We start from the raw sequence: 12,590 nt of genomic DNA on the forward strand, positions 1-12,590 counted from the left end.
GATTCGCTATCTAGTGCTATTCAACTTTTTCAAAGAACTTCTTCTGATTCGAAAACCAGAAATGTTCACTTATATCAATCTACACAACCCTTTCTCTTCAATTCAATTCTCTCGCCTCAATCAATCTCTCAATCTTCAGCTGTGTTGTGTGTCTTAATCTTTCGTAGAACGTTTCCCCTTAAACGGGCCGGCAAAAGTAAGAAGGTTTTCTTAATAACCAAGTAACTTTCTAAAAATATTTTTTTTCGCCGATTTGTTTAAGAACGATACCCGTTTCGAACGGGGCGGCAAAAGTAAGAAGGTTTTTTTAATCACCAACTGTCTTTTGAGAAATATTTTTTGTCTGCCGATTTGTTTAAGAACGATACCCGTTTCGAACGGGGCGGCAAAAGTAAGAAGGTTTTTTAGTTGAACAAGCTTTTCTTAAAAAATACCTGGAAAATTTTAATTCTATCCCAAATAGCGGAGCCTCTTTTAGCCTACTTTTGGGGATACACAGAACATATATACCTGTTAGTATGAAATATTGGTTTACTTTTTTTGTTGTAATGAGTTTTTCATTTACCGCTGTTGCTCAGGCTCCTGAGGCATCGGATTCCACTTATGTACAGGAACCTCAAAAGGAAAAGAAGCCGAAGGCTAATTATAAAAAGGTCTTTTTGGGTGGCGGAATTGGATTGGGGATATCCTCTAATAGCGGAAGTATCAATATTTCTCCCATGGTGGGATATAATGTGACTAAGAATTTGCAAACCGCTGTTCGATTTACCTATTGGTATCAGTGGGGGAGAGCATGGGATGCTCGCGGTCGTCAGCATAACTACAGTGGTAATATTTATGCAACCAGTGTATTTGCCCGGTATGTTTTGTTTAAAGGATTGTTTGCTCATGTAGAGCCAGAGTGGATGAACTTGCCTACCTATTATTGGAAGGCGAATTCTATTTCTCCGGTAGAGTATGAACTGGTTGAGGAACGGGTTGATGCATTCAACTTTTATCTGGGAGGTGGTTTCTACCAAGGATTCAGTGGCAACTCGGGTGCATTCTTCATGATTCTATACAATTTGAACGAAACCGAAAACTCTTTTTATTCCAATCCCTACTTCCAGGTAGGTTTTGCCGTAGGAATTTAGGCTAACCAAGTAGATCAATCCTATATAATGGAAAGCCATTCGGAGGAATGCAAAAACTGTGGTCATGTATACCAGGGTAATTTCTGCCCTGAGTGTGGCCAGTCATCAAAAGATCTAAATCGTCCCTTAAGTGTTTTGATCTATGACTTGGTCGGAACCTTATTCGCTTTTGATACCCGATTATTGAATACGACTAAAACGGTATTCATTCAACCGGGAAGGTATCCTGAAGATCTTTTGGACGGACGCAGAGCCAAACACGTACCTCCTTTCCGTTTGTTTGTATTTGCCAGTTTCATTTTCTTTTTACTTCTATCTATAAGAGGTAATCAGATTATAGATGATTCAGATTTTGAAAATAGTGAGCTACCTGTCCAGACCACCAATGATTCCATAGCGAGAATTGATTCTATCCAATTGGATTCGGCTTACCTTGAAATTGCCGCTGATTCGATTTCGTTTAATGTAGGCAACGAGCCGATGGGGGCAAAACTCGTAAAGGAAGAAATTCGGAAAAGTTTGAGGGAGGAAAACCTGTCCCGCTCGCAGCAAGTGTTTTATCGAAGAGTGCTTCGGGTACTTGACTATCCGGAATTGTTCTTTTCGAAGTTTGTGCGTTACCTGTCCTGGTCTTTTTTCTTATTAATGCCCTTTTATGCTTTTTTGCTCTGGCTGGTTTTTCGCAAGAAGCGGAGACTGTACATCGGGCATTTGATTTTCTCCTTATCGGTACACACTTTTCTCTTTGCCGTGTTTGCTGTAATCGTACTAATCCAACTTGTAGTGAGCTGGGAACTTCAACCCGAATGGTACTTACTCCTTACTATCCCTGTCTATTTTTGGTTGGCGAGCAAGCGATTTTACCACGAGAGTAATTTTAAGCTCATCTTAAAATCCCTCTTTTTAACGGTAAGCTATTTAACGACGGTACTCGTGTCAACGATCCTAATCTTGTACTTGTCTCTTGTTTACTAATTGTTGGAGATCAGTACAGATCATTTTTTACAATCCGGTCCATCAGTTTAGTTAGTTCTTGCTGCACTTTTCCGAAGTATTGATTCCTCTCCTTTTCACGGGTGTTGCTTAGGTTTATGGATTTCTGAATTTGGGCATGGAACCAAAAGTCCATTTCGTCGCAAAATTCGGGATCGGTTGTGGTGGTGAAGTTGAAGTAAGCGAAGCTTTGGAAGAATATTTTTCTTTCCGGTTGAACGAGAAGAGCTGAATTCTCCATGACCAATAGCTCATTAAAATAGAGCTCATATGGGATGTTGGTCAACTTTACCGGATCATTGGGGTGAATCTTGCAATTATAGACGGCTTGCTTTTCGATCACTTCAAACAGGGCCTTGTACTGCTCGCAGATGTTTAGGGCGGTTTGTTTGTTTCGGATCAATCGAGCATCAAAATAATATTCCAACTGTCTAATAAAATTGAGAACTGCTATTTCGGACCAAATCTCAATTCCTGGAATTTGAGAAAAACTGTCCATCATACCCTTCCATTGATCCTGAAAGAAGTCGATAAATTCTTCTGGTCTGAAATGTTTATTCTCTTCATTCAACGCTCCAACCGAGTTGAGCCAGGTGAATACCTTGAAGGCAGCTAAGTCGGGATAGGCAAAATGATAAAGTACCGGAATGTCTTTGGTGGAGTAGTACACACGACCATCAGGAAATTGGAGTTGGGCTTTCATCATCATTAACATGTCGCCCAAGTTGGTTTTAATATCCTCTAAGTTTCGAATGATTTTTCTCCGAGAAAAAGGAATGGCAACATCCTCTTTGGGAGCTGAGGGAAAAACCTGGTACTTTTCGTTGAGAATGGCGGCTTCTTCAAAAGACAAGTCACTTTTACCGTTCATTCTGCGGTAAGCACCATGGATGCTAATTCCCAAATTTTGAGCTAAAACTTCCGATAGTTTCTGATTATCAGGAATAATTTGTTCCAATCGAGCTAAAAAAGCCAATTGATTTTCCTTCGATTTTGATGTCATTCGCGATTAGGGATTACTTATTATCAAAAAATATTTGCAAAAATCGCAATCAATCGTGTGATCGAGTTCAAAGATTGCGAAAAATGCAAAACCCTCGGTTACGAAATTTGAGACTTTCATCCACATGGGGGAGAAATGTCGTCCGGCATGATGCAATCCTTGCGAGAAATGAGATTGATCATTTGGCCATAGAGCTGATGGTGATTTGTGCAAATCGAATCGCCCCTAATTATTCAAACCTTTGACCTGTACCCATCGATGATGGAGAAGGGAAAATACCTACTGGGATCATAGACAATGCTTGGCTAAAGCCCTTCCCGTTCTTCCATCTTCGATTTTATGACGACAAGCTGGGCCCAATTAGCCAGGAATTGTAAGACTCGGAGCTTAAAAGCTCTGAGTTTTCATTCCATTTGATTCGACACCGAAAGGGAATGTCATCACGTAAATCCCTTTAATTCAGATAAAGTGAAATTGGAAAACCATAACAAGAGAACGATTTTAATCACGGGAGCTACAGGTTTCTTGGGATCTCGAATCGTGGAGTACTTTGCCGGCTCAGGTGAATTCGATCATTTGATCGCAACCGGCCGAAAGTTCTCTTCCAACAATCGGGTGGATCATTCCAAGGTCAAGTATGTATTGGGTGATTTGTCAGACCGATCTTTTGTGGAATCCCTCTTTTTGCAAAACATCAGCGTGGTGGTCAACTGTGCAAGCCTTTCGTCTCCATGGGGAGAGGAGGAGGCTTTTTACTCAGCAAATGTGAAAACACAGGAGCATTTGATTGCCATGAGTGAAGTGGCGGATGTAGAGCGCTTCGTTTATATATCTACTCCGGGTATCTATTTCAACTTTCAGGATGCGATGGGATTGGTAGAGGATTCGCCTTTGCCACAGAAAATGGTAAATGCCTATGCCGAAACTAAGTGGAAGGCGGAGTGCCTTTTGCGAAAATCCAATTTACCCTTTGTGATTCTGCGCCCCAGAGGATTAATCGGTCGTGGAGATACGGTAATTATGCCACGATTGGTGAGGGCTTGTGAAGAAAAGCGATTAAAAATGGTGGGGGATGGTCGCAACGTGGTGGACTTAACATCGGTACTTAATATGGTACAAGCGGTGGAACTTGCCATCAAGACTCCGCATGTCAATGAATCGTACAACATCTCTAACGGTGAACCGGTGAATTTATGGGATTCGATTTTTTCAGTTTTAGAAGCTATCGGAATTCCAAAGCCCACCAAGCGCATTCCATATAAAGCTTTGCTGTGGATTGCTGGTTTGCTTGAATTTAAAGCCCGAGTGTGGGGTGGGCGTGAGCCAGTATTAACCAAGTACTCGGTTGGCGTATTGGCTACCTCCTTCGTTTTTGATATTCGAAAGGCTCGGGAAAAACTGGGTTATCGTCCGACACAAACCACAGCAGAGGCGATGAATGAATTTGTTCAATGGTATTTAGCAAAACAACATGGTAGAAGTAAAGTTTGAATTGAGATCGGCAGGTTATTGCGAAGCCAAAGAATCACAGGCTTTGAGAGGTAGGCCCAATAATCCCATGAAGTTTTATGCTACCTATGCTCACATTGAACATCCGGTTCATGGACACATCCTATTTGATACGGGATATACCCGCCGTTTTTATGAAGGCACTCAAGAACTTCCTTTAAAGATATACGCCAACGTCACTAAGGTTTTCATCACCGAGGAAGAAGAGGCGAAAAATGCGCTGCAAGAAAGTGGCATTGATCCAGCCGCAATTAAGTACATAATTGTATCCCATTTTCACGCCGACCATATCGGAGGCCTCAAGGATTTTCCTAATGCTCAATTTATTTGCTCCAAGGAGGGCTTTGAAGATGTGATTGGAAAAACGGGCTTCTCTGCTTTGAGAAGAGGCTTCGTTCCTAACCTCCTTCCCGATGATTTTTCGGAAAGAGCTCATTTCGTTTCCTTCGATCGAGCCACCAAGAAGGTATATGGTCTGGGCAATGTGATTGATTTTTTTGGGGATGATTCTCTGATAATCTGTCGGCTTAACGGACACGTCAAAGGGCAAATTGGTCTCTTGCTTCAAGCGGAAAAACGGATACTGCTTATTTCTGACGCTGCCTGGTTGACGGAGAATTACAAAGACCTGCATCTGCCCAGCCCCATGGTGCGGTTGTTTTTTCATTCCTGGCGTGCCTACAAAGAGAGTCTTTACCGTGTTCATGCCTACCACAAGAGGAATCCGGAAACTGAGATTATCCCCTGTCATTGCGAACAAACCTTTAGAAGGATAACCGGAAAAACATGAAACTATCCAAACCAGCCATCATCAAACACTTCCTAACCTTTCGCCTTTCTCGTCTCATGAGATCGAATTGGGTTGGATCAGCCAGGAAGAAAACATGGAAGAAAAACCTTTCGAGGTCACCTTTCTATAGTTCTCTTGTATCCTCGGGTGAATTTCCATTGATGAATAAGGAGCTCTTTATGGAGAACTTCGATTCTATCAATACGGTGGGAATAAAAAAGGAAGAAGCTTTTGCCCTTGCTCAAGAAAGTGAAAAATCCAGGGATTTTGCTCCAGCCATTCGGGGTATTAGTATCGGTCTTTCATCCGGAACCAGCGGAAATCGTGGAATATTTTTAACCAGTAAGCGGGAGAAGGAGTTATGGGTAGCAGCCGTTTTGGATCGGGTGATTGGAATTTCCTGGAAGAAACGGAAGGTAGCCTTTTTTCTTCGAGCGAATAATAACCTCTATGAAGCGGTCCAATCCAGATTACTGGCCTTTCATTTTTTCGATATCAAGATTCCTCTAACCAACCACTTTCCAAATCTGATAGATCTGGATCCTGATATTTTGGTAGGGCAGCCTTCTGTACTGGTCGCCCTGGCTCAACATTACGTGCGAATTGGAAAGAAGGCGGACTTTACGAAGGTTGTTTCAGTGGCTGAAGTCTTGGAAGAAGATCAACGAGATTTTTTGACTCAGGTTTTTGGGTGCAACATAAGTCAGGTCTATCAATGTACCGAAGGCTTTTTGGCATACACCTGCCGGGAAGGGCACTTGCACCTAAATGAGGATTGGCTGGAAATTGAAAAAAGGTATTTGGATGATTCGAAGACTCGTTTTCATCCCATCATTACCGATTACTTAAGAAGCTCTCAACCTGTGGTTCGGTATGAACTCAACGACATATTGCACGAAGGACCACCCTGCAGTTGCGGTTCGAAATCGACAGTACTGAGTAAAATCGAAGGTCGATCGGATGATGTTTTTCGATTTGAACAAGGAAATGCGGCTGTCGATATTTATCCGGATTTCATTCGAAGATCGGTCCTGTTGGCTTCTGAAGATATCGTCAACTACCGGGTAACCCGAATAGGTGAAAAAAAACTGAGCGTATTTCTGGAGGTGTTAAAGCCAGAAAAGCGGGAAATGCTATTTCAACGGGTGCAAAAAGAATTGAAAGTCCTGTTTTCCACTTATGGAATAGAGGGCATGGAAATAATTAAAGCGGATTTGAATCACAATCCAATGAACAAATTCAAAAGGGTGAAAAATGAATATTCAAAGAACGTTTAGCATAAAAGGGGTAGGGAAATACCTGCCGAAAACCTCGGTGCATAGTCACGAGATTGAAGATGAATTGGGCTTGCCCAAAGGATACATCTATAAAAATGTGGGTGTAGAGGTGCGTCATAAAGCTCGGGTAGAGTCAAATTCCTACATGGGAGAGCAGGCGTTGAGGGCCGCATTGGCCGATGCCAACATGACCATCGGCGATATTGATTGCCTTATTGGAGCCTCAGCTACATTCGACTACATCATTCCGAATCGGAGTTCGATGATCAAACATCAATTTCCGGAAGCAAATAGCCTTGATTTTCCCTGTATTGATATCAATACGGTTTGCACCAGTTTTATCTCTGCTCTGGATTATGCCTCTTTTTTACTCTCTACCGGGACCTATAAGAATGTAGCTATCGTCAGCTCTGAGCGCAGCTTGAAGGGATTGAACCCAGATGATGCTGAAACATTCGGCCTTTTTGGAGATGGTGCGGCAGCTGTTATTCTGAATTCGGCCAGAGAAGGGGGATTGATCAAACACTCCTGGAAGACCTATAGTGAGGGTGCGAAGTACACCATTATTGAAGGGGGCGGAAATGAGAATCATCCGCAGGAGGTTCCTTACGATTCATCGTTGTACTCCTTTAAAATGCAAGGTAGCAAGTTGCTCAAGTGTGCTATGGAAACTTTGCCCCGATACCTCAAGGATTTTTTTGGGAAGTTGAATCTTTCTTTACCCGATGTTGATCTCATCGTTCCTCACCAAGCCAGTAAACTGGGGTTGCGTATGTTGGCATCTTTGAATAACGGTTCTTCGCACAACATTTTTGACCATCTCGCTCATCATGGAAACTGCATTGCGGCATCGATTCCCATTGCTTTGGTGACGAGCATAAAGAATCAGAGACTTAAGGAAGGGGATACTTGTTTTCTATTGGGTACTGCTGCCGGAGTTTCGATAGGTGGATTACTCTTTAAATATACCCGGACATGAATTTGGTATTGGCCAATGGAATGCTGCTCGTGCTGGTCTTAGTAGAGTTGGGCTTTCTTCTATTTGTCCGGAAAGAAAAGGTCCCTTGGAAAGAGGTGGTCTTTAACCTAAATAGTGGTCATATATTTATGTGGGTTCTCCGTGGAATAGAGATTTCGGCTTTTCTATTCATTGCCAAGCACTGGAGTTTTTCCTGGATTGAAAGCTGGCCTTATGTCTTGAAATGGGTATTTGCTTTTCTTGCCTGGGATTTTTGTTTTTACTGGCTTCATCGACTTCATCATAAATTTCCGTTGCTTTGGGCGGTACACGTTGTCCATCACGAAGGAGAGCATTTTAGCTTGTCGCTCGGCATTCGAAATTCCTGGTATTCCTCCCTAACCTCACTTCCCTTTTTTGTGGCACTCGCCTTGATCGGAGTTCCGGTGGAAATTTTCATTGCTACTTCAAGCATTCATTATTTTATTCAATTCTACAACCACAATCGGGTGGTAGGGAAGAGCGGTTGGTTAGAGAAAATCATGATTACTCCCTCCCATCATCGGGTGCACCACGGAAAAAATCCGGAGTACTTGGATCGGAATTTTGGCGGAACTCTGGTGATTTGGGATAAGCTCTTTGGAACTTTTCAGGCCGAGATAAATTCTGTGCCCATTGAATTTGGTGTGAAGGATTATAAAACCAATTACAATGTCCTTTGGGCAAATAACCTGCCCTTCTTCAAATTGTTGGGGATTAGAAACGAGAACGGTAAGCCCCAATCCTTCATTTATCGGGTATCGGATTACTTGATCGGAACGGGTGGGCTTTTACTTTTTGGCCTGCTTCTATTCTACATTTCCATTGAAGGTAGGGTACCTGTAATTGACCAGGCGGGATTATTTGCCATCATCTTTTTAGGAACAATTGCCTTAGGAGGAATGTCTGAAGGAAAATTATGGGGGCTGTCTATTTGGGGATTCGTTTTTGGAATCCTATTTCCAGCCCTTCTTTTCTACCAGCAAATTTCCGATGCCATTCTCTGGGTGCTTTCCGGACTAATGGTCATTCACAGTTTAGTCACCGTGATTACCACCAGCAAGTATCCGATTGGAGAATTGCCTTCCCAAAAAATGGATGAATCTAATATTCTGCCTTAGGCGTTCGTTTCAACCCAGCTGCGTGCATTCACAAAGGCTTCGATCCAAGGGCTCAGCACATCATCGCGCTGATCTGCTGGGTAATGAGCCCAGTTCCATGGAAATACCGATCTCTCGAAGTGAGGCATAATGGATAGGTGTCTACCATCGGCACTGGCAATTCCAGCAGCGTGGTAGTCAGATCCATTTGGATTCCCAGGATAGCCCGTGTGGCTGTACTTGGCAATGATGTTGTAATCTGCTTCCGACTGTGGAAGGTCAAAATTCCCTTCACCGTGAGCTACCCAAATTCCAAGGCGCTTTCCAGATAGAGATCCAAGCATTACGGAATTGTTTTCGGGAATGTCTACGTTTACAAAACCAGATTCAAATTTTCCGGATTCGTTGTGCAGTAGCTTCGGATGATTTTCATGATCTGGATACAAAAGCTCCAATTCATTCATCAATTGACAACCGTTGCAAATTCCAAGAGACAGGGTGTTCGGACGGGCATAGAAATTATCCAGAGCCTTTTTTGCTTTTTCATTGTGCAAGAATGCTCCTGCCCAACCTTTCGCTGAACCGAGTACATCTGAATTCGAGAATCCACCAACAAATGCGATGAAGTTGACATCCGAAAGATCTTCAGCTCCCGAAATCAAATCAGTCATGTGAATGTCTTTCACATCAAAACCGGCCAGGTGCATGGCATAGGCCATTTCCCGATCACCGTTCACACCTTTCTCACGAATGATAGCGGCTTTAACTCCAGTTTTATTTTTACGATCTGGATCTAAGCCAAGAACGTCGTATTGCCCTTTGAAATCTGCTGGGAAGCGGAATTCCAAAGCTTGGTTTTTATAGTTGTTGAAACGCTCAGTAGCCAATGATTCTCCACTCTGCTTCTTGTCTAACAGATGAGAAGTTTTGTACCAAGTGTCTCTTAAACTTTTAATGTCAAAGCGGTAGTCGTTGCCTTTGGTTTTTATCGCTACTTCACTTCCGGCTTGATAGCTTCCTGCTTTGTACCAGGTCGCATTAATCTGATTCAATGTTTCACTTACGGCATCCATCTGAGCCGCATCTACTTGAATCAGGATTCCTGCTTTTTCAGAGAACAACAATTGAATGTCGTCACCAGCAGGAATTTCGGATAGGTCTAAGTTCCAACCTGAATTTGTTTCAGCAAAAGTCATTTCGAGCAAAGCGGTAATCATACCTCCAGCTGAAATATCATGACCTGCCAGGATTTTTCCTTCGCTAATCAACCCTTGAACCGCATTGAACGTGGCTGCAAATTTCTTAGCATCCAAAATGGCAGGAGCTTGAGAACCAATTTTATTAACTACCTGAGCGAAACTACTTCCACCCAATTTGAAATCGTCTTCTGAAAGATCGACATAGATTAAGCTGGATCCTTCAACAGGCTGAACAACCGGTTCTACGATTCGTCTCAAATCAGAAACTTCACCCACAGCACTGATAATTACTGTACCTGGAGCGTATACCGTTTCGTTCGGGTATTTCTGAGCCATGGAAAGAGAATCCTTTCCGGTTGGAATATTGAGTCCCAACTCACAAGCAAAATCACTTACTCCTTGAACAGCGTCGTATAGTCGGGCATTTTCACCTTCATTTTTGGCAGGCCACATCCAGTTTGCACTAAGCGATACTCCTTTAATCCCATCTTGGATAGGAGCCCAAATCAAATTGGTAAGGGCTTCGGCAATGGATGCTTGAGAACCCGCAATCGGATCAATCAAAGCTGATACTGGAGCGTGCCCGATAGAAGTTGCAATTCCTTTCTTTCCGCGGTAATCCAAAGCCATCACTCCCACATTATTCAGAGGAAGTTGGATAGGACCAGCTGTTTGCTGTTTGGCAACGCGACCGGTTACGCAGCGATCTACTTTATTGGTCAACCAGTCTTTACAAGCTACAGCCTCCAATTGCAAAACAGCATTGAGGTAAGTAGAGAGTTTTTCGGCCTGGTAGCTTACCGCATCAAAATTGCTGGCTTGGCGCTTATCTTCCAAAATGGTTTTAGGCGATGAGCCAAACATGTGGGTGAGATCCCAATCCATCGGATTGGTGCCACTTTCTTTATTTTCAAATCGGAACTCGTGTTTTCCGGTAGTTTCTCCAACTACGTAGATTGGAGCACGCTCACGAGTTGCAATTTTTTGAAGCAATTCAAGATCCTCTTTTTTGAGGATAAGTCCCATTCGTTCCTGAGACTCGTTGCCAATAATTTCTTTGTCAGATAGAGTAGGGTCACCAACAGGAAGTTTCTTTACGTCAATGATTCCACCGGTTTCTTCCACCAATTCAGACAAGCAGTTCAAGTGTCCACCAGCTCCATGGTCATGGATGGATACAATCGGATTCTTCTCCAATTCGGCCATGGCTCGAATGGCGTTGTAAACCCGTTTTTGCATTTCCGGATTCGAACGTTGAATGGCGTTTAGTTCAATACCACTGGAAAATTCACCGGTAGCTACTGAAGACACAGCTCCACCTCCCATTCCAATGCGGTAGTTGTCTCCACCCATAACTACGATTTGATCGCCAGCATCTGGAGTATCTTTTAAGGCTTCTTGCTTTTTACCGTATCCAATTCCACCGGCCAGCATGATTACCTTATCAAATCCGAATTTCTTTTCGCCTTCTTCGTGTTCAAAGGTGAGTACCGATCCATTAATCAACGGCTGGCCAAACTTGTTTCCAAAATCGGAAGCACCATCAGATGCTTTAATCAGGATATCCATCGGAGTTTGGTACAACCATTTTCTCTCATCCATGTTTTCCCAGTTCCGGTCATTTTCCAGGCGGGAATAGGAAGTCATGTATACGGCGGTTCCGGCCAAAGGCATAGATCCTTTTCCACCGGCCATTCTATCGCGAATCTCTCCACCACTTCCGGTTGCAGCCCCGTTAAAGGGCTCAACGGTTGTTGGGAAGTTATGGGTTTCCGCTTTGAGCGAAATCACAGAATCAAATTCTGAGGTAACGAAAGTGGAAGACTCATCTTGGCGCTCAGGGGCGAATTGCTCGGCTTTGGGTCCTTCGATAAAGGCTACATTGTCTTTGTAGGCGCTAACAATTCGATTCGGATTTTCGGCCGAGGTTTTCTTGATCAGTTTGAATAGAGAAGAAGGCATTTCTTCACCGTCGATGATAAACTGACCGTTAAATATTTTATGACGGCAGTGCTCTGAATTAACCTGGGAGAATCCAAAGATCTCGCTATCGGTCAATTTTCTGCCCAGTTGTTCAGCTACATCACGTAGGTAGGCAATTTCTTCGCCGCTAAGGGCCAGCCCTTCCTGCTTGTTGTAAGCTTCAATATCTTCAATATACTCAACCTGATCAGGCTGCTTGTCAATGGTAAACAGGGATTGATCCAGGTTTTGGTAGAGAACTTCCAGCATCGGATCATGGTCTGCCGATTCATTTTCCACCTGAAAGAATTCTTCAATTCGTTCGATTCCTTCAACACCCATGTTTTGGGTAATTTCAACTGCATTGGTACTCCAAGGGGTAATCATCTCCCGGCGTGGGCCTACAAAAAAACCTTCTACCGTTTCGGTATCGAGGGGAGTAGCATTTCCAAAAAGCCAGGTGAGTTTGGAGAGGTCGGCTTCTGATAATTTTCCGGAGAGACCCACTGCGTAAAATTTAGTGGAATCGGAAGCGAAGAACTGAATCATAAATCGTATTGTTTTTCCTTGTTTTCTATCCCGAAGGATCATACAACGAATACGTCTGTTTTTAGAAGAGGCAAAAGT

General features: G+C 43.1%; 9 protein-coding genes. 7 read left to right on the forward strand and 2 right to left on the reverse strand.

Features of this window, described 5'->3' with window-relative positions:
- The first annotated feature begins 518 nt into the window (after positions 1-518).
- Both KFE98_10865 and KFE98_10870 read left to right on the forward strand, forming a co-directional pair.
- The gene (locus KFE98_10865; GenBank protein ID UTW60562.1) at positions 519-1,133 is read left to right on the forward strand and encodes a hypothetical protein; all 615 of its coding nucleotides are present in this window, start codon (positions 519-521) and stop codon (positions 1,131-1,133) included.
- Positions 1,134-1,160: 27 nt separating this feature from the next.
- Positions 1,161-2,108 (forward strand): DUF3667 domain-containing protein, encoded by a 948-nt coding sequence (locus KFE98_10870; protein ID UTW60563.1) that lies wholly within the window; start codon positions 1,161-1,163, stop codon positions 2,106-2,108.
- 10 nt (positions 2,109-2,118) lie between these two features.
- On the opposite strand, the gene KFE98_10875 is transcribed toward KFE98_10870, so the two are convergent.
- Entirely contained in the window at positions 2,119-3,129 is a 1,011-nt protein-coding gene (locus KFE98_10875) for a hypothetical protein (GenBank protein UTW60564.1), read from the reverse strand.
- A gap of 468 nt (positions 3,130-3,597) precedes the next feature.
- Between KFE98_10875 and KFE98_10880 the strand changes: the two genes are divergently transcribed.
- From KFE98_10880 to KFE98_10900, 5 genes are read left to right on the forward strand one after another with little or no spacing between them, the layout of a single operon-like run.
- A complete protein-coding gene (locus KFE98_10880; protein ID UTW60565.1) occupies positions 3,598-4,620 on the forward strand; it encodes an NAD-dependent epimerase/dehydratase family protein in 1,023 nt (340 codons plus the stop codon).
- Complete coding sequence (locus KFE98_10885; GenBank protein UTW60566.1) at positions 4,601-5,428, forward strand: MBL fold metallo-hydrolase; 828 nt, start codon at positions 4,601-4,603, stop codon at positions 5,426-5,428. Before KFE98_10880 ends, KFE98_10885 begins: the two co-directional genes overlap by 20 nt.
- The gene (locus KFE98_10890) at positions 5,425-6,705 is read left to right on the forward strand and encodes an adenylate cyclase (protein ID UTW60567.1); all 1,281 of its coding nucleotides are present in this window, start codon (positions 5,425-5,427) and stop codon (positions 6,703-6,705) included. The genes KFE98_10885 and KFE98_10890 overlap by 4 nt, the downstream gene beginning before the upstream one ends.
- Complete coding sequence (locus KFE98_10895; GenBank protein UTW60568.1) at positions 6,683-7,684, forward strand: beta-ketoacyl-ACP synthase III; 1,002 nt, start codon at positions 6,683-6,685, stop codon at positions 7,682-7,684. The genes KFE98_10890 and KFE98_10895 overlap by 23 nt, the downstream gene beginning before the upstream one ends.
- A complete protein-coding gene (locus tag KFE98_10900) occupies positions 7,681-8,823 on the forward strand; it encodes a sterol desaturase family protein (protein ID UTW60569.1) in 1,143 nt (380 codons plus the stop codon). Before KFE98_10895 ends, KFE98_10900 begins: the two co-directional genes overlap by 4 nt.
- Here KFE98_10900 and purL read toward each other — a convergent pair.
- Positions 8,820-12,512: a phosphoribosylformylglycinamidine synthase gene (gene purL / locus KFE98_10905; GenBank protein ID UTW60570.1), complete on the reverse strand. Its 3,693-nt coding sequence runs from the start codon at positions 12,510-12,512 to the stop codon at positions 8,820-8,822. The two genes, KFE98_10900 and purL, sit on opposite strands and share 4 nt — an antisense overlap.
- Positions 12,513-12,590: the final 78 nt, after the last annotated feature.

The organism is bacterium SCSIO 12741 (assembly GCA_024398055.1).
Lineage (GTDB): Bacteria > Bacteroidota > Bacteroidia > Flavobacteriales_G > Salibacteraceae > SCSIO-12741.